The 19,198-nt window shown below is 54.6% G+C and carries 17 protein-coding genes, 3 tRNA genes and 2 rRNA genes; 9 read left to right on the top strand and 13 right to left on the bottom strand.

Going from position 1 to position 19,198, the window contains the following annotated elements:
* Nucleotides 1–184: 184 nt before the first annotated feature.
* The 5 genes from EC9_RS03625 to EC9_RS03605 all read right to left on the bottom strand — a co-directional run bounded on the left by EC9_RS03625 (nt 185) and on the right by EC9_RS03605 (nt 3,767).
* Nucleotides 185–781, bottom strand: coding sequence for an IS3 family transposase (locus EC9_RS03625; RefSeq protein WP_145342449.1), 597 nt, complete (start codon nt 779–781; stop codon nt 185–187).
* Nucleotides 778–1,068, bottom strand: coding sequence for an IS3 family transposase (locus EC9_RS27270; RefSeq protein WP_145342447.1), 291 nt, complete (start codon nt 1,066–1,068; stop codon nt 778–780). The genes EC9_RS03625 and EC9_RS27270 overlap by 4 nt, the downstream gene beginning before the upstream one ends.
* 5 nt (nt 1,069–1,073) lie before the next feature.
* A complete protein-coding gene (locus EC9_RS03615) occupies nt 1,074–1,358 on the bottom strand; it encodes a transposase (RefSeq protein WP_218934564.1) in 285 nt (94 codons plus the stop codon).
* A gap of 277 nt (nt 1,359–1,635) precedes the next feature.
* Nucleotides 1,636–1,707, bottom strand: a tRNA-Gln gene (locus tag EC9_RS03610).
* A gap of 137 nt (nt 1,708–1,844) precedes the next feature.
* Complete coding sequence (locus EC9_RS03605) at nt 1,845–3,767, bottom strand: TlpA disulfide reductase family protein (RefSeq protein ID WP_145342443.1); 1,923 nt, start codon at nt 3,765–3,767, stop codon at nt 1,845–1,847.
* A gap of 272 nt (nt 3,768–4,039) precedes the next feature.
* Between EC9_RS03605 and EC9_RS03600 the strand changes: the two genes are divergently transcribed.
* The 6 genes from EC9_RS03600 to EC9_RS03575 all read left to right on the top strand — a co-directional run bounded on the left by EC9_RS03600 (nt 4,040) and on the right by EC9_RS03575 (nt 10,561).
* A tRNA-Ile gene (locus tag EC9_RS03600) sits at nt 4,040–4,113 on the top strand.
* 120 nt (nt 4,114–4,233) lie between these two features.
* Nucleotides 4,234–4,306: transfer RNA gene (locus tag EC9_RS03595), tRNA-Ala, on the top strand.
* A gap of 526 nt (nt 4,307–4,832) precedes the next feature.
* Nucleotides 4,833–7,684: ribosomal RNA gene (locus tag EC9_RS03590) — 23S ribosomal RNA — on the top strand.
* A gap of 118 nt (nt 7,685–7,802) precedes the next feature.
* Nucleotides 7,803–7,911 (top strand): 5S ribosomal RNA (gene rrf, locus EC9_RS03585).
* Between the two features lie 438 nt (nt 7,912–8,349).
* Nucleotides 8,350–9,279 (top strand): SLBB domain-containing protein, encoded by a 930-nt coding sequence (locus EC9_RS03580; protein WP_218934563.1) that lies wholly within the window; start codon nt 8,350–8,352, stop codon nt 9,277–9,279.
* Between the two features lie 4 nt (nt 9,280–9,283).
* Entirely contained in the window at nt 9,284–10,561 is a 1,278-nt protein-coding gene (locus EC9_RS03575; protein ID WP_145342439.1) for a nucleotide pyrophosphatase/phosphodiesterase family protein, read from the top strand.
* Nucleotides 10,562–10,567: 6 nt separating this feature from the next.
* Here the strand turns inward: EC9_RS03575 and EC9_RS03570 are convergent, their stop codons facing one another.
* A complete protein-coding gene (locus EC9_RS03570) occupies nt 10,568–11,242 on the bottom strand; it encodes a CPBP family intramembrane glutamic endopeptidase (RefSeq protein WP_145342437.1) in 675 nt (224 codons plus the stop codon).
* Between the two features lie 186 nt (nt 11,243–11,428).
* Between EC9_RS03570 and EC9_RS03565 the strand changes: the two genes are divergently transcribed.
* Complete coding sequence (locus EC9_RS03565) at nt 11,429–13,018, top strand: GumC family protein (RefSeq protein WP_145342435.1); 1,590 nt, start codon at nt 11,429–11,431, stop codon at nt 13,016–13,018.
* 67 nt (nt 13,019–13,085) lie between these two features.
* Here EC9_RS03565 and EC9_RS03560 read toward each other — a convergent pair whose 3' ends face one another.
* The 6 genes from EC9_RS03560 to EC9_RS03535 all read right to left on the bottom strand — a co-directional run bounded on the left by EC9_RS03560 (nt 13,086) and on the right by EC9_RS03535 (nt 16,680).
* On the bottom strand, nt 13,086–13,523 hold the full coding sequence (locus EC9_RS03560) for a hypothetical protein (RefSeq protein ID WP_145342433.1): 438 nt from the start codon (nt 13,521–13,523) through the stop codon (nt 13,086–13,088).
* 174 nt (nt 13,524–13,697) lie between these two features.
* The gene (locus EC9_RS03555; protein ID WP_145342431.1) at nt 13,698–13,976 is read right to left on the bottom strand and encodes a Sec-independent protein translocase subunit TatA/TatB; all 279 of its coding nucleotides are present in this window, start codon (nt 13,974–13,976) and stop codon (nt 13,698–13,700) included.
* Nucleotides 13,977–14,094: 118 nt separating this feature from the next.
* Nucleotides 14,095–14,289: a twin-arginine translocase TatA/TatE family subunit gene (gene tatA, locus EC9_RS03550; protein ID WP_246105938.1), complete on the bottom strand. Its 195-nt coding sequence runs from the start codon at nt 14,287–14,289 to the stop codon at nt 14,095–14,097.
* A 282-nt stretch (nt 14,290–14,571) separates the two neighbouring features.
* Entirely contained in the window at nt 14,572–15,255 is a 684-nt protein-coding gene (locus EC9_RS03545) for a hypothetical protein (protein WP_145342429.1), read from the bottom strand.
* 115 nt (nt 15,256–15,370) lie between these two features.
* Nucleotides 15,371–16,483: a DUF1559 domain-containing protein gene (locus EC9_RS03540; protein WP_145342427.1), complete on the bottom strand. Its 1,113-nt coding sequence runs from the start codon at nt 16,481–16,483 to the stop codon at nt 15,371–15,373.
* Nucleotides 16,480–16,680, bottom strand: coding sequence for a hypothetical protein (locus EC9_RS03535; RefSeq protein WP_145342425.1), 201 nt, complete (start codon nt 16,678–16,680; stop codon nt 16,480–16,482). The genes EC9_RS03540 and EC9_RS03535 overlap by 4 nt, the downstream gene beginning before the upstream one ends.
* A gap of 181 nt (nt 16,681–16,861) precedes the next feature.
* Here EC9_RS03535 and EC9_RS03530 point away from each other — a divergent pair, with 181 nt between their 5' ends.
* On the top strand, nt 16,862–18,010 hold the full coding sequence (locus EC9_RS03530) for a 6-phosphofructokinase (RefSeq protein WP_145342423.1): 1,149 nt from the start codon (nt 16,862–16,864) through the stop codon (nt 18,008–18,010).
* 13 nt (nt 18,011–18,023) lie between these two features.
* On the opposite strand, the gene nrdR is transcribed toward EC9_RS03530, so the two are convergent.
* Nucleotides 18,024–18,491, bottom strand: coding sequence for a transcriptional regulator NrdR (nrdR, locus tag EC9_RS03525; RefSeq protein WP_145342421.1), 468 nt, complete (start codon nt 18,489–18,491; stop codon nt 18,024–18,026).
* 239 nt (nt 18,492–18,730) lie between these two features.
* On the opposite strand from nrdR, the gene EC9_RS03520 reads away from it, so the two are divergent.
* The gene (locus tag EC9_RS03520) at nt 18,731–19,141 is read left to right on the top strand and encodes a DUF4339 domain-containing protein (RefSeq protein WP_145342419.1); all 411 of its coding nucleotides are present in this window, start codon (nt 18,731–18,733) and stop codon (nt 19,139–19,141) included.
* Nucleotides 19,142–19,198: the final 57 nt, after the last annotated feature.

Genomic DNA, 19,198 nt, shown 5'->3' with positions numbered 1-19,198 from the left:
CAACGTCACCGACCTTTTGTGCCCCAGCATCCAACGACCGCAACAACGATTATTGCTCGCACCAATCTTAATTTGAACGACGCAAACCAGTTGTGCCCCTTAAGAGGAAGCAAACGTTTCCCGGAGAAGAATCCCTACCGGTGGAATGCCCCCAATTTCTGATCCAGTGTTATGAGAGTAGGGGTTAAGTAATAGAACTCGCAGTGGGCTGCTTCCGCGAAGGGAGCGCAGCGACCGAAGCGGAAGCAGCCCACTGCGAGGCAAACTCCGCTGGTGTGAGGCCATCAAGCCCGCTGTGCGGACGTCGATGGTTGTAAGTCTGACGCCAAGCCTTAATGATCGTGCGGGCCTCTAAGAGATTGCCGAACAGCTCACTGGCCAAGCACTCATCTCGAAGCCGGCTGTGGAAGCTTTCGACATATCCGTTTTGCCACGGGCTACCTGGCTCGATGTACGAAGTTCCCACCTCGATGAAGTCTAAGAATGATCGCACCGACTTGTTGATAAACTCAGGGCCGTTGTCGCTGCGAATGAATGATGGCACGCCACGGATCACAAACAACTCGCTGAGCAATTGCACCAAGTCGTCGCCGGTACACTTGCGGCCAACCTCCAAGGCAATGCATTCCCGAGTGAACTCATCAATCAGTGAGAGAATCTTCAGTGAGAGACCATTCTCAGTTCGATCAAAAATGAAGTCGATCGACCAAACGTGATTGGGACGCTCCGCCACGCGGCGAATGATGCCACCCTCCGAACTGCCCAAACGTCGTTTTTTCACTTTTTTTTTACGGGCACTTTAAGTCCTTCCTGTTTCCAGAGCCGGTGAATGCGTTTGAAATTCACACGCCAGCCTTCCTGTCGAAGAATGCGTGTGATTCGTCGATAGCCGTAGCGGGGAGATTCACCAACGAGCTCGAGTATCCGACCAATTAGCCGTGGTTCCTCTTCGTTGGCCTTTGCTTCGTACCGCTGGCTGCTGCGTGGTTGGTCAAGCGTCCTGCAAGCCCGACGCTCCGAGACGCCAAAGCAGTCCTGCAACTTGCACGCTGCTTCGCGCCGGCGCATCGGGCTTAGAAGTTCCCCTCTGCGATCATCTTCAGCATCTTCTTGTCGAGTTCCGCTTCGGCCAGCAACTCCTTAAGCCTCTGGTTTTCAACTTCAAGTTCGCGCAGCCGCTTGGCCTCATCCGACTTCATGCCACCAAACTGTTTCTTCCATCGCATCCAAGTCGATTCGACATCGCCAAGTTTCTGATACACCTCAGCAGCGGAATTACCGGCTGCCAGCATGGCTTCGCCTTCGGCAAGTGCCTTCACAATCTGTTCCGGCCTACGCCGTTTTCGTGCGTTCGTCATTTCAAGAGTCTCTCCTGGGCCACCATTGGCCGGTACACTCTCATAACTCATGGAACAGTTTCTGGGGAGCACACCACGAGCTGGGGATCGTTTCCCCTGGCAACCAAGCAAGCCGACCGCTTGAGCTCCCAAATGCTTCGCCGGAAACTGCGACAAACAAGTTGCCAATCCGCCATCGACGCTGCTTACGGAGCGGCTTGAAGGAATCCGATCCGCGGCAAGACAGCGAAAACCCCATAAAAAAAGCCTCCCGAATTGCTTCGGAAGGCTTAGAAAGTTGCCCGACTAGGACTTGAACCTAGAATGATGGAACCAGAATCCACTGTGTTGCCAATTACACCATCGGGCAGTTGATCGAGCTGCAGCAAATCTGCCGCAGCTCAAACTTATTCGCAAAGGACGTCGCTTGGTGTCGATCGCGTCCACACCAAGCACTCCTTCGGTCGACTAAGCTAGAAAACTTGGGGCTACTGGTCAAGTATCCGATTACCGAACGATACTCTTGATTTCGTCTTCCAATTCGGTCGCGATCACATTTGTTTTGGCAATTTTGCCCTGCTTGTCGATCACGATGGTCGTTGGCAACGTTTGGACTCCCAAGATGTTCGCCAACGGGCTCGATTCGAGCCCCCCTTCGTCGAACAACTGCGGCCAGTTCACGACCGATGCGTTTTCGCGAAGGTAGTCCTGAGCCGAAGTTTTGACGGTATCGACATTGATCCCGATAAACTCCACGTTCTCGCTGGCATATTGCGCCTGCAACTTGCGATACAGCTTCATGTCCTGTTTGCAAGTCTCGCACCACGTGGCCCAATAATGGATCACGACAGGACGACCACGATAACGACTCAAATCAAAAGCACGGCCATCGATCGTCGTCCCTTTCAGCGGCAGCGTGTTGCCGATCGCATCGAGTCGACGAATCGCACCCTGCGCCTTCTGAGCCTCGGGGGACGAAGCAAAATTGGCAATCACTTTGCCATACCAAGCGAGAGCGGCTTTGTCTTCGTTTTCGAACTCCTTGCTGAGCGCCAGATCCATCATCGCCTTGGCCGATTCGTCCGCGGTTGGATACTCGGCGACGAAATCGGTCAACGCCTTGATCTTCTCCTCTTGGATCTTGGCGAAATCGGCTTCGGGCTTCTGCAGCTTCAAACCATAGTCGGCGTTGATGTACTCAAAGGTGACAAACGCGGCCAGATCCTTGTTCGAAACGGGGATCGAGCGTCGCAGGCGATCGAGCCGCCCCAAACCTTCGGCGTATTCGCCGCCATGGATCGCCGCACTGATCGTTTCGGTCATCTGCCGAACCCACATCGCGGACTCATTGGCATCCCGGGCGCTGGAGATCAACGATTCCAGAACCTTTGCCTGCTCCTCATGCAGACCTGCTTTGGCTGCGGCCGAGGTCGCGCCACGCAACTTCTCCTCGATCGATTCCATTTGAGCAACCAATTTCTGCATGCTCTCGTTGGCGGGCGAATTCTCCGCCGGCAGACTTGGAACCGTACCAGGTGCCGAGAAAAAGAAGCCAGCCCCGTGGGCAACACCTTCGTTATTGTCCAGCAACTGGGGCACATCGATCACGCGCCAAGCGTTCCCCACACGGACCAAGGTCCCTACATATAACTGTCCACCTTTGCCCGCGGCCCCGGCTTCGTACATCGCAACGACGTTTTCATAGACCAGGAGATCCTGATCGGCGTCATTGCTGACCACGCTGGTGACCGCGCCGGGCTGGGAGGCAATAAAGTGCTGCCACTTTGCCTCCGAGCCGATCGAAGTCTGTTTCTTGGCAAAAGCCTGGAAGCCCGACTTTGCATCGCCAAGCTTTCTTCCCAACCGGCCGCTCAATTCCTTGGGCAACTCCAACTGCGAAAGCTCTGCCGAACTCAGCAACAGCCGTTCAAACCGCTGGGAATCTTTCGCCGCGATCGCTCGCACCAATTCCTGCGTCGCTTCTTCAGCCGAAATTGCCTTCCAAGAATCGACCGAACCGTCTTCGTCCGCATCGATTCCCCAACGCGAACCGGCTGTTCCGAGCCAGCGATACTGGTCTGCTTTGCCATTAAAGTCCGAGTCGATGTCGCGATAGACCTCGACGCCACCGAGATAGTAGCACCACAGATCGATCTGCTTGTCATTGTTGGTATCAGCGAACCGCCGCAATTTGTCGCCGGCGGGACTGAGCACGTACCACCCCGCCCAGCCGGGCTCTTTGGTGCTTTGCACCCGACAATCGGCGATCTCGTCCGCCTTGACCCGCGAATAATCCACATCCTTCTGAACGGGAGAGATCGCATCACTTAAAGCGTCCTTCGCACTGGGGTCAGCAGCGACCGAGCTCCCGGCAAAAAAACATAAGCCGATCAGCGACGCTGCCGTCCTTTCAACACATCTCTTAAACATGGCGATTCCTTCTATTGGTCGCACGGTACATGGGTGAGCTCTATCCCAAGAATTTACAGAGAATTACGACTTCAGGGGAATGTCGATTCAAGTTCAGCCCACCGACCACCCGATACTTACAGCATCGAGTTTGAAAGACGAACACGAAGCAACTTGTGTTCCATTTTTCAAATTTGAGGCGAAGCCCGTTTGACAGCGGCCTCTGACTGCGTAAACTTTGGATCGTTGAAGCGACTGTGACCGGCCAACCTTGGCCGCTCACACGGCTTCGAGGGTGTATAGCTCAGTTGGTTAGAGCGCATCGCTGATAACGATGAGGTCCCAAGTTCGAATCTTGGTACACCCACTGAATTGTTAAAGCTTTCACCACTCGAATGCCGAAACAACTTCAGCGAGACGAAAAAATTTGAATCAGGCCTTGCACTAAACCGCGACATCGATTCTAATTCCGCCTCGCAAAGATCCAGGGGGTGTAGCTCAGTTGGGAGAGCACCTGCTTTGCACGCAGGGGGTCATCGGTTCAAGTCCGTTCACCTCCACTGGAAACTTCAAACGACTGTTGCTAAAACACCAGCCGACTGATAACCTTTTCAACAACTTGTTGCCAAAACAACAAACGTTGAAAAAACAAAACTTGTTGAAAACTTAAAACAGCTGTTGACGACAAACGCCACCAACTGTAAACTTTCGACTCACCTGACACGCCAAACGAAACACCTGACAACTGTCAGCTCCGAATGGCAATCAGAAACAATTAAACGCACTTGCTAGACTTAAGTGCGTCCGATCTTTGACATTTTGGTTGATTGGTAGAAGGCATCTAATAGAACACCACAGTTCTATGCTGCTGACTTAAATCCTTTTTAAGTTAGTTAACATAGTCACTGAAAATGTTTTTCTGAAGCGTTGATACCACTGCAAGTAACGAACCTCACGTTAGAGCTCGTTGCAAGCATGGTATCACAAGAGCAGCAAATATTTATCGTTGGTAGATACCCTGAAGCCTTGTGTTTGCGAAAACAATACTCTTTCGAGAGTGCTGTTTAGCGAGTTCGAGATTTCGGTGGTCAAGCTACTAAGGGCACATGGGGGATGTCTTGGCGTTAAGAGAATGGGCGTGGAAGTCTGCGAAAAGCCTGGGGAAGTTGACAAACAAACTATGATCCCGGGATACCCTACCCAACCTGGTGAACTGAAACATCTAAGTAACCAGAGGAAGAGAAAGAAAAATCGATTCCGTCAGTAGCGGCGAGCGAAATCGGAATAGCCCAAACCGCAAGGGTTTCCCTCGCGGGGTTGTAGGACTTCAACATCTGATTGAGACGTGTTAGTGGAACGGCTTGGAAAGACCGACCATAGAGGGTGACAGTCCCGTACACAAAAATATTGTCTCACGGTAGAAGCACCTGAGTAGGCCGGGTCACGTGAAACCCCGGTTGAATCGACGAGGACCATCTCGTAAGGCTAAATACTCCTTAACGACCGATAGTGAATCAGTAGGGTGACTGAATGATGAGAAGAACCCCTTCTAGGGGAGGAAAGTGAACCTGAAACCATGTGCTTACAAGCGGTCGGAGCCCTATGGCCTAGCCACGGGTGACGGCGTGCCTTTTGCATAATGATCCGGCGAGTTGTGGTATACGGCAGGTTAAGTCTTTACGGGACGTAGCCAGAGGGAAACCAAGTCTTAATAGGGCGTTAGTCGTGTGCTGCAGACGCGAAAGCTGTGTGATCTACCCATGAGCAGGTTGAAGCGCGGGTTAAACTGCGTGGAGGACCGAACCCACTTGGGTTGAAAACCGAGGGGATGACTTGTGGGGAGGACTGAAAGTGTAATCAAACCAGCAGATAGCTCGTTCTCTCCGAAATATCTTGAGGGATAGCGTCGAGCCACTATTTACCGGGGGTAGAGATACTGAATCGGATGGGGGCCCTTCCCGGGGTACCTCACTGAACCAAACTCCGAATACCGGTAAAACTATCTCGGCAGTCAGTCCGCGGGGGATAAGCTCCGCGGTCGAGAGGGAAACAACCCAGATCGTCTGCTAAGGTCCCTAAATAATACTAAGTCACTAAGGAAGTTGAAGTGCCGTGACAGCCGGGATGTTGGCTTAGAAGCAGCCACCATTTAAAAAGTGCGTAACAGCTTACCGGTCGAGCATTTCTGCGCCGATAATGAACGGGAGTAAGTATTATACCGAAGCAACGGGTTTTAATCTTCGGATTAAAGCGGTAGGAGAGCGCCGATGATCAGATACAAGCCGTACGGTAACGAGCGGTGTTGGGGTCATCGGGTGATTATGCCGGAATGAGTAACGATAAAGCAGGTGAGAATCCTGCTCGCCGAAAGCCTAAGGTTTCCTGGGGAAGGCAAATCCGCCCAGGGTTAGCCGGCACCTTAGTCGAGGCCGAAAGGCGTAGACGATGGAGAATAGGTCAATATTCCTATGCCATGTCGTGGAGCGATGGAGGGACGGCGTCCGGAATGAGAGCGGTACGACTAGAAATGTCCGTGGAGGCAACTGAGACGATGGGGATTAAATCACCCGTCACCAGTCAAGGTTGTCGACCGAGAGCGTTTAAGTTCTCGAAGTCTCTGGAAGGACGTCCAAGAAAAGCTCCTAGCTTTGAAGCGACGTGACCGTACTAAAACTGACACAGGTAGGCGAGACGAGTAGTCTAAGGCGCTCGGGAGAACGGTGGTTAAGGAACTCTGCAAAATGGCCCCGTAAGTTCGCAATAAGGGGCGCCTACGCAAGTAGGCCACAGAAAATCGGCTCTAACGACTGTTTATCAAAAACACAGGTCTCTGCTAACACGCAAGTGGATGTATAGAGACTGACGCCTGCCCGGTGCTGGTAGGTTAAGGAAGACGGTTATCCCTTCGGGGAGAAGCTGGCGACCGAAGCCCCAGTAAACGGCGGCCCTAACTATGAGGGTCCTAAGGTAGCGAAGTTCCTTGTCGGGTAAGTTCCGACCTGCATGAAAGGCGTAACGATTTGAGCACTGTCTCAACCACCGACCCGGTGAAATTGTAGTTGTGGTGAAGATGCCACATACCCGCGGTTAGACGGAAAGACCCCGTGAACCTTTACTGCAGGCTGATATTGGGCTGAGGTATAATTTGTGTAGGATAGGTGGGAGGCTATGAGACCGGCACGCTAGTGTCGGAGGAGCCGTCCTTGAAATACCACCCTGGTTATGCTTTAGTTCTAACCTCGACTCTTGAATCAGAGCGAGGGACAATGTCAGTTGGGCAGTTTGACTGGGGCGGTCTCCTCCCAAAGAGTAACGGAGGAGTGCAATGGTACGCTCAGCCTGGACGGCAATCAGGCGAAGAGAGTAAAGTTAGAAGCGTGCTTGACTGCGAGACCCATAAGTCGAGCAGGTACGAAAGTAGGTCTTAGTGATCCTGTAATCCCGTATGGAAGGGTTATAGCTCAACAGATAAAAGGTACTCCGGGGATAACAGGCTTATCGCATCCGAGCGTCCATAGCGGCGATGCGGTTTGGCACCTCGATGTCGGCTCATCACATCCTGGGGGTGAAGAAGCTCCCAAGGGTTTGGCTGTTCGCCAATGAAAGTGGTACGTGAGCTGGGTTCAGACCGTCGTGAGACAGGTCGGTCCCTATCTGCCGTGGGCGTTCGAAACTTGAGGGTGTTCAACTTTAGTACGAGAGGATTTGGTTGGACGAAGCTCTGGTGTACCAGTTGTCGCGCTAGCGGCACGGCTGGATAGCTAACTTCGGAACGGATAAACGCTGAAAGCATCTAAGCGTGAAGCCCGACCCAAGATTAGGTTTCGTATGTCACTTGTGACGAGAGTCCCCTGGAAGACTACCAGGTTGATAGGCTGGATGTGTAAGCATGGTAACGTGTTTAGCTAACCAGTACTAACGGACGAAGGCTTGACCATCGATATCTTGCACTCGCAACAACGTTTTAGGATCCTGTCAACGACACGGATCTAGATGATCTTCTACCAATTACCAGAATTCAGGTTTGCTGTGGTGAAATACCTGCAGCAAATCTTTTCCGGCGACCATATCGAAAAGGTCACACCTGTTCCCATCCCGAACACAGTAGTTAAGCTTTTCGAGCCGATGATAGTGTATACCAACGTGAAAGTAGGTATCGCCGGGTTATTTAAAAAGCCTGCTGAGCATTGATTTGCTCAGCAGGCTTTTTTTCGTTTGATGACGTCACGTCTGCGGCACCGTGGCGGCCCCTCGGCTCTATCGCCTTGCCCCGCACGCCAGGGATACGCTTCGGCACCGAAGTGCTATTGCTTTTTTTCGAATCCGTAGAGAAATCTGCGGTTGGTTGTTCGATCGGGGTTTCGCTCGACGGTTAATTCACCCTATATACGGGGATTCACATCGCGGCGAGCGCGTTGGTTTGCGGAAGCAGCATGCATTCAATGGAACGGACTCCATTTTTATGAAATCAGTGGCTCTCTTTCTGTCGTCCTCGATTGTTTTGTTCAGCCTGCAAGGTTGCAGTTCGACCGCGAATTACCAAGCGGCGAGTCTCCCGCAGCAGCTGGCGGCCCCACGTACAGTGAATGCCAATAAGATCAATATGACGGCACTCGCTGGGTCGATCCAACCTGCCGACCGGCTCACCCCCGGTGACGCGGTGATTGTGACGATTGCAACGGGTATCGAAACTGAAAAGGCCCCCGAATGGACCATTCGGGTGGCGGAGGACGGTTCGCTGAATGTCCCGCTAGTCGGTCCAGTTTCCGTTGCCGGGATGCGGCTGACCGATGCCGAAAAACTCCTTGCGTTCGAATCGGTTCGGCGAGGCGTTTACGTTTCACCCAACGTCACGCTTCGCATGGAACAGCGTCGCGCAAATCAAGTGACAGTGTTGGGCGCGGTCAACAAACCACAAACCTACGAATTGCCGGTCGGTGCGAGCGATTTGATGACAGCGATCAGCATGGCCGAGGGTTTCTCGGAGAATGCGAATACCGTCGCTCAGATTCGTCATCCACCTGGAACCGGTGCCCGCTTGGCTGCTTTGGCGCAAACTCGCCAAGTCTCCTATCCCGGCGAAGCGGTTCCGCCCCCCGTTCCCGATCAATTTGAAATGGATCTGATGCGGTTGAACGAAGTTCCCCAAAGCCATCTTCAATTGGTCGATGGAAGCGTGGTGATGATTTCCGAAAAACCAGAGCGGTTCGTAAACGTTACCGGTCTGGTTCGGCAATCCGATATGATTCTCATGCCCAAAGATGGCGACATGCGTCTGCTCGACGCGATCAGTCAGGCGGGTGGGTTGAGCGAATCGCTGGCGAACAAGGTAAAGATCATCCGGAAACGCCCCGATGATTCCGAAGTTGTGATCGAGGCGTCGATCCGGGACGCGAAAAAGGGAGGCGCAGCGAACCTGCGGCTTGCCCCCAACGATTTGGTGAGTGTTGAGGAGACTCCGCTGACCTATACTTTAGGGACGATCAAAACCTTCATTCGGTTTGGTTTCAGCTCCGCAGTCCCAGGTATCTAGCAAATTGAATCGCGTTTGTATTCTTAATGTCGTTGGCCTGACCCCACGACTGGCGGCTCACGCGCCGCGAATTTCCCGGCTCGGATCCGCCCTCCCTTGGCGCAGCCCCCTTCCCGCGGTCACCTGCACATCGCAAGCGACGATGTTGACTGGAACAATGCCGCGCGAGCACGGTATCGTTGGCAATGGATGGTATTTCCGCGAAACGGCCGAAATTCGTTTCTGGCAACAACACAACGGAATTATCCAAGGCGAGAAACTCTACGAGGGCTTTGAAACGGCAAAGATGTTTTGGTGGTTCAACCAATCCGCGCCGGTTCGTTGGAGCTGCACCCCCAAACCGCACTATGGCTGTGATGGTTCCAAGGCATTCGACGTTTTGGACTTCACCGATTGCGATCTGACAAAACACTTGGGGCCGTTTCCATTTTTCGCTTTCTGGGGTCCGGGATCGGGAATCGCTTCCTCACAATGGATCGCCCAAGCGACAGCTCTGGTAATGCGAAAGCAAAAACCGCAGCTTTCGATGGTCTACCTGCCCCATCTCGATTACGACTACCAAAAATATCCGCAACACGATCCACAACGCGTGGCAGAAGTGGACGCATGTGCGGGCAAGGTGATCGACGCAGCCGAGGATATCGGAGCCCAGGTTGTGGTCGTTTCCGAATACGGTTTGGTTCCCGTAACCAAAGCGGTAATGATCAATCAACATTTGCGGCGGGCCGGGATGTTGAGCGTCCGGAAAGGACCGTTCGGCGAGATGTTGATGCCGGGAGAATCGCGAGCTTTTGCGGTGGCCGATCACCAACTGGCTCACATTTATGTCAACGATCCAACAGTCGTCGATGAAGTCCGCAAGTTACTGGAATCGATCGATGGGATTGCCAGCGTTGTCGAACCTGGCGATTTACAGTTGGACCATCCTCGCAGCGGTGAATTGATCGCGTTGTCGGATGCCGACGCATGGTTTGCCTATTATTATTGGCTGGATGATTCACTGGCCCCCGATTTCGCTCGGTGCGTCGACATTCATCGCAAACCAGGATACGACCCTTGCGAATTATTCATGACATCAAAACCGCGGGCCGCTTGGCGATTAGCCCAGAAAAAACTGGGAATGCGCTACAAGATGGACGTCATTCCGCTAAATCCGTCGCTCGTTCGTGGCAGCCATGGGCTTCATCCCGCCGATCAAGATGGACCGATGATTTTGGGACCTGAGTCCCCCCCAAATCAAATGGACGGGTTTAAGGACTACATTCGCCGGTTACTGACATAGCACCTATTATTTTCCCACCGGCGATTCGGCTTCGTCCGCCTCCTTTTTGGATTCGCCAACGGCCAGCCGCAACTGAATAAAGTCGAACATCGCGTGTGCGGCGATTGGAACCAGCAAGTTTCCCGTCGCCACCAACATGATCCCAAACAAAATCCCCATCGCGAAGACAACGGCGACATAAAGTTTGGTGATCGCGTGAGCCAATCCAAAGGCAAGCGAGGCCACGGATATCCCCACCAGTATTGAAATGGGATTCCATTGGGATTCGGTCCCCGTCAGCAGGGTTTGCAGCCAGCCGCGAAACAACATTTCTTCGCCGACGCCAGCACAGATCGACAGAATCGCAAGCTCGGACGTCGTCAATTCTTTCACCAGTGGTAGCATTCGATCGCGGCCCATGCGATTGATCTCTTCTACCTGCGAAAATTTCAATTTCTGCAGCCCCTGAACCAAGGCCACCATCGGCAGAGCCAGTAGCGCCCCCAACCCCGTTCCCCAAAGAATGCTCCAAGCATCGGTCAGCGGAGGCACAAAACCATTGGCCACCGGACCAAAATACTTGCCGACGATCACCGCCACGATCCCGAGGGCAATTTCAAACCCAACGGCGGCGAGAAAGAAGCGCTCCGGAGAACCAAGGCTCTCCGATCCGGAGTCGTCATCGAATTCGGGATCATCCATCGTGCAAAGCGGTCCGAGGCAAAAGAGTTCGAATAATTCGCACAACGGTCACGATAAGAACCACGATGGCGAGCTCCATTTTTATAGATCGAATCCCCCCAATTTGTAACCTAGGATTACGTGTGAAGTTGAATTGCGATGCACTCGCTTTGAATATCCATCGGTTGAACGTAAGAGCTTAGAATCATGTCAGGCAGCGCAGCCCCCATCGCGTGGCGTCATCTATTCCACACCATTCGCGCATACCTCCCGCTATGGGCCGGTGCAACGATTCTGTTTGCTGGCCTGGGGTATGCTTATACCCGCGTTCGAGTCGACACTTATTCTGCGAGTCAATCTTTGGTGATTCGCAATGAAGCCCATGGCGAACAGGACCTTTTGGGCCGGTTTGCCAGCCAAACCGATCTCAAAGCGGCGCAAGAAACGGTCTTGGAACTTGCCAACAACCGAAATGTCATCTTCGAAGCGATGAGCCGACTGGATCCCAGCTTGGCGGAACTCGAAAACGGCCCGTCACAAAAGTTCATCAACGACGCAAAGAGCCGGATCATCGTTCGTCCTCCCAAAGGATCCGAATTCGGCGCGACCGAGGTGATCTATCTCGAGACTCGGGAATCGAGTCAGGAGCGCGCCGAAAAGTTGTGCAATTATGTCCGCGAGGCGCTGACCGATGCGATGCGTGATATTCGCGCCGAACGTTTCTCGGGCGTCATCCAAGAATTGACTCACTCGCGCGACCTCGCTGCGCAACATCGCCAAGAAGCCAACAAAAAATTGCAAGCGTTGGAAACCAGTGTCGGTAGCGATCTAGGCGAACTTCGTTCGCTGACTGAAAACTTTGCCGGTAGCGGTAACTCTCAGCGGGTGCTCACCGATCTTCAAAAAGAGTCGCAGCAAGCCGAACTGGAACTGGAAAAGCTTCGAGAACTGGAAGCGTTGCTCAAAAGGGGGCAAGCCGACCCAGATCAATTACTGGTCTCCGGCGGAGAATTGTTGGCAAGCCAACCGACGCTGAAACGCTTGAAGGACGGGTATACCGACGCGCAACTGGCTGCCTCCTCGTTGAGCAGTCTTTACACTGCGAACCACCCCAAGATGCGGGCTGCCGAAACCGCACAGCGCGAGATCCTGGACAAGATCCTCCAGGAGATCCAAGCTTCGATCGAATCGATGGAACCGCAGATTCGCATCGCCTCGGACCGAGTTGCCAAACTGCAGAAGAAGCAGGATGAACTCAGCAATCGCTTGAACGAACTGGCGGAAATGCGAACCACGTACAGCAATCTGTTATCCGACTTTGGCCACCGTACCAACCTACTCGAACGCGCCGAAGCGTCGCTGAACGAAGCCGAAGCGTCGCGTCAAGCTGCGTTGTCGATCAATTTGATCTCGCCGCTGGGTCCGGTACAAAGCGGCGATAGTCCGGTTGGCCCCAACGACACGATGCTGTTGATGGGATCGATCACAGCCGGCCTATTGTTTGGTGCCGGCATGGTCTTCTTAGTCGCCCCGGGGGCGGGAAAAGACAATTTCGGCCGTCGCTGGTCCGACTATTCCGGCAGCAAATTCAATGCGGCTCCCGTCGCACCGGCCGCACCGGCCGCACCGGCCGCACCACAGGGAACGGAAGTTGTCGCCGCCCAAGCGGTCCAACCCCAAACCGTTCCCGAGAATTATGCAGCCGACGCCTGGCAGAATCTGCAACGACTGGCGGCGCAATCGAGCCAAACGCAAGCGGGTGAACAACGTGTGGAACGCCGTAGCAACCCTCGTTAATCCGCATCCTGTCTGTCGGTAACGTTGCCACATCGACGGCTCGTGCCGGCGCTGCTTTATCCAACCGTTAGCCGCGAAACATCTCCGCCTGTTCCAACGGAGGCCAGTGAACAAAATACGATTCGCTGGGGGTGGACTGCCTTTGGGCGTACTGCCGAATTTCAGCGACGAGTGCATCGTCGCGGAGAATTGCATCTTCGATTCCTAAACGCTCGGCGTGATCGGCCTGAATCCGCAGCTCGCCATCGACTTGAACTTCGATCTGAAACGGCGTCTGCTCAGATAATCCCAAACGCTGCAGATGATCGGCCAGCGCTGCATGAATTCGATTGAGCTGATCGGCAGAAGAATCCGAAGGCGTTGCGGTCGATTCCGACGCCACATCTGAAGCGTGTGGAGTGACCAAATCGGCAAAATTCCCGACCGCGCCACGGGCCAGGCTGCCAACCTGCGACGCGAGATCAACCGCAGATGTGATTGCCAGCAATTGTAGTCCCGGCCCCATCCGCTCGATTTCTATCTGGTGGCTACCGGAGCGGTCCAATTCGACGAAAACCGGAGACTCACGACGCAAAACTTCCCAATCGGAAACGCTTACATTATCGGTACAACCGGTGGAAAACTTGAGCTTAGCTTGGGGAGAAGCCACAGCAACGCTGTTGCCAGCAATTCAAATCGGCTACTCCTCGCCCGTCGCTTTGGCGGGAGGGGGCGTAAATTTCGGTGCCACCGGCTTGCTGTATTCCGGCTCGTCGTAATCCTCCAACTTGGTTGTCGTGGAAGGAGTTGGATTGGTGAATTCGCTGATCTTGAATTGCCCCTGCAAATCGGACAAGCCACGGCGAAATTGGTTGTAACTTTGCCCAAGCGACCGGGCGACCTCGGGCAATTTGCTGCCAAACAGCAAAATAGCGACAATGCCAAACAGGATTAATTCAAACGGACTCAGACCAAACATGCGTCTTCCGATCACTTCAAGGATTTGCGCGGACCAACGATCGGCAGCGGGAATCCGCCACCGATAAGAAACGCTTGCAACAAGAGCGTGCTAAATACGCTCAAGCAACGGCAAAAACCTACTCTTTCGGCTTGTCCGCATCGGAATCTTCCGAAACTGGATCGTTGAGGCCATGCTTGAATTCGTTGGCGCTGCGGCCGAGGTTCCGCATCAGGGTAGGAAGTTTGGCGCCACCGAAAAGAACCAACAGGATCACCAAAATGATCATCATTTCGGGCAATCCAGGCATACCGATACCAAGTAACTGTGTCATTCGTTCGCTCTCGCGTTATTAGATGGGTACAAGTACCCCTCCAACAACCGGCGAAAGCGGATAGCCAACCGCATATAGAATGGGGCTATCAGGACCGGTCTGTCGGGGTTGAAAGTCAACCGGAGGCAGAAATACGAGCAGTCGAACGATGGTTCGCCACTGGCTCGGTGTTTCCTCCACAGCTTCTATTCTATTGCGACACCACGGCATGTCAAATACCCATGGATGATTCAATCGTCTTGGGGCGCTGCATCGATGCTGCAGGTCAACGCGATTTGAGCGTTACGAAACAAGTGGCAGCGGTTCTCGCGACAAGGCCTCCAATTCCTGGTCGGCTTGCAATTCCTGTTCGCTCAGCGGCGAAAGGATTATCCGCAGCCGACACTTGCGAATCACGCCCCGTTCCATAAAGTCGCCGTAAAAATTGACCCGGCTGGTCTTCCCGTCGTCGATCAAATTCGCCTGGGCGACGTCGCAAGCCTGCATCACCACGGCAACATGAAACGAACCGATATGCGATCGATTGATCGTTGCCAGCTCGGTTTGTTGCAGCTTAGGGACCGCGATCTGTAGCGCCGGATGGGTCTCGAATGCCCGGGTTTGAACCGCATAGGTCGCCTGCAATACGAGTCGCGCTGGCGAAACGGTCAACAATTGATAGCGAACGTCGAGACTGATTCCTGGTTCGAGCGCTTGTCGATAATGGACGACCAGATCCTCCAAGGGCGAATCGGCTTCTTGGAAAACCGGCATCGGGACGGAGCTGCCGATCGCCAACAATTGGTCTACCTCGCCAGCATCTCCACAATCGATCCGCCAGCCCTGGTCCGGGGCAGCCAACGGCGAACGGAGCGTCCAAATGCCAGCAGTTTTTTCAACGATATCGTCGGTCAGCATCCAAGTCATGTTGGGAACACTCAGTTGGCAGGGGTTCGGAACCGAAGGCGGAACTTCGGAATCAATCATCCGCCCCCCAGAGCGGGAGAACCCACCAGGCGATCGAACGATCTCGCTTCGGTCTTACCTAATAGATACCCCGAAACGCTGCGTTTATGAACCCGGCTAGAGCCAACGAAAAGAGTCAGTATTTCCCAAGCACTTGGCCATCATCGCGGGCGATCAACCTTTCATAGACGTCGTCGGGGGGACCGTTCCCCTCGTTATTGTTCACCAGGTAGTGGAGGTTGGTTGGATCGGACATCGGTTTGACGGTGAATTCGATGCTCTGAGCGACGAAATGGACGCTGCCGTCGACATAGACAAACATCGCACCGCCGGGATGTAGACTGGAAAATCCAGTCTTCTTGCGTCGTGCTCCCGTGGCACCGCTCTTCGCGCCGTCGTAATTCATCCTGACGATTCCCAACCCGATCACCGCGCTTGCCTCGGCTGACAGACTGCCATTGGTTTCACGCCCATAGACCAAGGCGGCTGCAGCGACCTGAATCGAACGATCATGCGCGTCGTTGTATTGCCAGCGACGTTCCCCAAACATGAACACGCTCGAGGTCCCATCGCGGACGTCACGAAACTTGATCCCTTTGTCTTCGACAAACATTCCATGCTTGCCAGGCCCACCATCCCCGGCCGATCCGCTGTCGCTCGCTTCGGCCCAGCCAATATTGTTGGATCCGACGTAATTGGAAACCGCCGTCGACGCTCCCGCCGGCTTACGGTCTCCATCGCTCGATTCGACGGGACCGATATCGCTGGGACACCGAAAGACTTCCTGTTTCATCCGCATGACGCGCAGCTTTTCAGCATCGTTGAGCGCTGTATTGAAGGGGACACGGACCGCATCGACTGCGTCCGCGGCGGCACCTCCCTCGACAAAGGGAAGGATCAACGCTCCCCAACCGTAGCAATCGCGATCGGCATCCCAGGGTTTGGGATTGATCCACCCCGAAGGAAAGGAGCGATGCGTATCGTGATAATTGTGCGCCGCCAGCCCCAGTTGTTTCAAATTGTTGGAACATTGCATCCGCCGCGCCGCCTCGCGGACCGACTGAACCGCCGGCAACAGCAGCCCGACCAGGACACCGATCACCGCGATCACAACTAACAATTCGACAAGAGTGAACGCTGCCGAAGGAACACCTCTGAAGTGTCGTCGCGTCCGCGTTATCCCAAAGTGGACCGAGCCCCGTCCCGATTTCCACCAGATCATTCGATCGCCTTCGGCTGGGGGACTCATCTGGCCACCTCGATTCCCATATTTCGCAACTCGCTGGCCGACACGCCTTCGGCCTTCAGGTCTTCGATTTCGTTAGGGGAATAAGCCGTCTTGCGCGGCCGATCGGGATCTCCCGGCGCCGTGCCGGCCCCACATCCCAAGCTCCCTCCCCCAATGGCTGCCATCGTCAACAAGACTGTCGAGAGATGCTGTTTCATGGTATTTTCCCCAGCTGCGATGATGCGTCGTGCCGGAACTCGGTGTGTAATCCGATTATAACAAGAGGTTCTGCATTTCAACCGCGAAAATCGCCGAGACCGATCGGAGTCGAAGGGGCGATTATGTTCAGATACAATTGCACCATCGTTCCAAACGAACTGGACACCCAGGATTTGCAACATGCCCGCTCCCAGCGACACAACAAACGATTCTACCCGCCCTCGCATCGGCATCTTAACTTCGGGGGGTGACTGTCCCGGCTTAAACGCTGTCATCCGCGGGGTCGTGAAGTCGGCCTACCGGCTGGGATTCGAAACGCTCGGTTTTGTGGGAGGCTTTGAAGGGCTAGTCGATCCGGTTCGGTATCGCGTGCTGACGCCGCAAAATACCTCGGGGATCCTGGTCCAAGGGGGAACCATTCTCGGTTCGACCAACCGAGGTCGATTTGGCGTGACCGTTGGCAAAGATACCAAGCTCTCCTTGCCAGAGCCGCTGATCGAAGCGGTTCGCCAGACATTTGAAGAAACGAAGCTGCAGGGGCTGATCTGCGTCGGCGGCGACGGTTCCCTCTCGATCGCCCTGGAACTGCACCGCGCCGGGCTGCCCGTGGTGGGGGTTCCCAAGACAATCGATAACGACCTGTCGTGCACGGCGTTTACCTTTGGATTCGACAGCGCTGTCAACTGTGCCACCGATGCGTTGGACCGGCTGCACACCACAGCTTCGAGTCACGATCGGGTGATGGTTTTGGAAGTGATGGGACGACACGCCGGCTGGATCGCGCTGCACGCCGGAATCGCAGGGGGTGGGGATGTGATTCTGATCCCCGAGATTCCTTGGACGTTGGAGGGTATCATCGCCAAGATCGACGACCGCCGGCGGATGGGTAAGGAGTTCACCTTGATCGTCGTTGCCGAGGGAGCGGAATTGCCCGGCGGCGGAACGGTCAACCGAGAAGCAGAACAAACCGGCCGCCAAACGCGACTGGGGGGAATCGGGGTCGAACTGACCGAACAACTTGCCCAGCGGATCGACCAGGACATCCGTTGTGTCGTGCTGGGACATTTGCAGCGGGGGGGCGGCCCCACCAACTTCGACCGCGTGCTCGCCACGCAACTCGGAGCCCACGCGGTGCGATTGGTGATGCAAAAGCGGTTTGGCGAGATGGTCTGTTACCAACCGCCCCAGATCGACAGCGTGCCGATCGCCCAAGCGGTGGGAGAATTGCGTCGCGTGCCGCACGACAGTTCAGCCGTCGCGGCGGCTCGTGCGATGGGAATCAGCTTCGGCGATTCAATGGACTACGTAAACCCGTTTTTACCCGACTGAGATGGTCGATTGATCAGGGGCCAACGTCGCTTGGCCGCTGGCGAAGCGAAAGGACTTTGACAAAGTCGTTCAGATTATCGAACTCGTGATAGACGCTGGCAAATCGCACAAACGCCACCTCGTCCAAGGGAGCCAGGTGTTTCATCACGATCTCGCCGACCTGCTTGCTGGTCACTTCGTCTTCGAATTGGCCGTGAATCTCCGCGACGATCCCTTCGACCACCGAATCGATCCGTTCCCGCGACGGCGGGCGTTTCCAACAGGCGGTTTCAATCCCCGCGCGGATCTTCTCGCGGTTCAAGGGTTCGCGAACCAGATCCTTCTTGATCACGCGAATCCCTATCTCTTCCACGCGTTCGTAGGTCGTGAACCGCCGCCGACAATTGTTGCAACAACGGCGACGCCGCACCGAAAAGCCATCTTCGCTGGCCCGAGTGTCCAGCACTCGATCGTTGTCGTGTTGACAGAAAGGACATCGCATAGGAATCAGAGCTCACGGAATCGATCGACGCAGGGCAAAATCTGGGACGTTTGAACCGCCTCTACCCGATGCTAATTTACACTTTATGCACAACATCGCCCAGCGTTCGATTTAATTCGCCGATGGCCTAAGATATTCTACAGGTGCCGGCAAGCGAGTTGGCGCGGCGGATATTTCATGACAAGTGCAGCGGTGGTTGTAAGCCAAACCGCTTGTCGGACAAAGGGGTTGTTTTCAGCATGAGCCAGTGGTTCGTTCAACAAGACGATGAATCGGAGATCGGTCCGTTGCGTCCCAGCGAATTGTTGGATCTGGTGCGCCAAGGCGTCGTCACCCCGCAAACCCTGTGTCGCAAAGCAAACTCCCCGTGGTGCCATGCCCAAGATGTGGGGGGCTTGTTTCGCGCCGCCGACAGCCAAGTCGCTGGCTATCGATGTCCCCATTGCCAAAAATTGGTCAGCCAACCGCCGACCTATTGCCGGGGCTGCAGCAAATATATCGACGAAGCGATCGAGGTGATGCGCGACGCCAACAGCAGCAAGCCTCAGGGGCGGACGCAGGCCTCCGCCCCCTCCAAGAATCGACTGACCTCGTGGTCTCATTGGGTCGCGAAATTTAAATCGCAGCGGAGCAAAGGCAACAGCGACTAAACGCAAACACGCTTGCAAGGGCAGAGAGCTTGCAAGCGTGCGCGTCGTTTTGATTCG

It is taken from the genome of Rosistilla ulvae (genome assembly GCF_007741475.1).
GTDB classification, from domain to species: Bacteria; Planctomycetota; Planctomycetia; order Pirellulales; family Pirellulaceae; genus Rosistilla; species Rosistilla ulvae.
This window is presented reverse-complemented; position numbering and strand designations above follow the sequence as displayed.

Excerpts from the sequence above, each read along its gene's own strand:
- EC9_RS27270 (WP_145342447.1), bottom strand. The coding sequence starts at position 1,068 with ATGCGCCGGCGCGAAGCAGCGTGCAAGTTGCAGGACTGCTTTGGCGTC.
- EC9_RS03615 (WP_218934564.1), bottom strand. The coding sequence starts at position 1,358 with ATGACGAACGCACGAAAACGGCGTAGGCCGGAACAGATTGTGAAGGCA.
- EC9_RS03605 (WP_145342443.1), bottom strand. The coding sequence starts at position 3,767 with ATGTTTAAGAGATGTGTTGAAAGGACGGCAGCGTCGCTGATCGGCTTA.
- EC9_RS03580 (WP_218934563.1), top strand. The coding sequence starts at position 8,350 with ATGACGGCACTCGCTGGGTCGATCCAACCTGCCGACCGGCTCACCCCC.
- EC9_RS03570 (WP_145342437.1), bottom strand. The coding sequence starts at position 11,242 with ATGGATGATCCCGAATTCGATGACGACTCCGGATCGGAGAGCCTTGGT.
- EC9_RS03565 (WP_145342435.1), top strand. The coding sequence starts at position 11,429 with ATGTCAGGCAGCGCAGCCCCCATCGCGTGGCGTCATCTATTCCACACC.
- EC9_RS03560 (WP_145342433.1), bottom strand. The coding sequence starts at position 13,523 with ATGGGGCCGGGACTACAATTGCTGGCAATCACATCTGCGGTTGATCTC.
- EC9_RS03555 (WP_145342431.1), bottom strand. The coding sequence starts at position 13,976 with ATGTTTGGTCTGAGTCCGTTTGAATTAATCCTGTTTGGCATTGTCGCT.
- tatA (WP_246105938.1), bottom strand. The coding sequence starts at position 14,289 with ATGACACAGTTACTTGGTATCGGTATGCCTGGATTGCCCGAAATGATG.
- EC9_RS03545 (WP_145342429.1), bottom strand. The coding sequence starts at position 15,255 with ATGATTGATTCCGAAGTTCCGCCTTCGGTTCCGAACCCCTGCCAACTG.
- EC9_RS03540 (WP_145342427.1), bottom strand. The coding sequence starts at position 16,483 with ATGAGTCCCCCAGCCGAAGGCGATCGAATGATCTGGTGGAAATCGGGA.
- EC9_RS03535 (WP_145342425.1), bottom strand. The coding sequence starts at position 16,680 with ATGAAACAGCATCTCTCGACAGTCTTGTTGACGATGGCAGCCATTGGG.
- EC9_RS03530 (WP_145342423.1), top strand. The coding sequence starts at position 16,862 with ATGCCCGCTCCCAGCGACACAACAAACGATTCTACCCGCCCTCGCATC.
- nrdR (WP_145342421.1), bottom strand. The coding sequence starts at position 18,491 with ATGCGATGTCCTTTCTGTCAACACGACAACGATCGAGTGCTGGACACT.
- EC9_RS03520 (WP_145342419.1), top strand. The coding sequence starts at position 18,731 with ATGAGCCAGTGGTTCGTTCAACAAGACGATGAATCGGAGATCGGTCCG.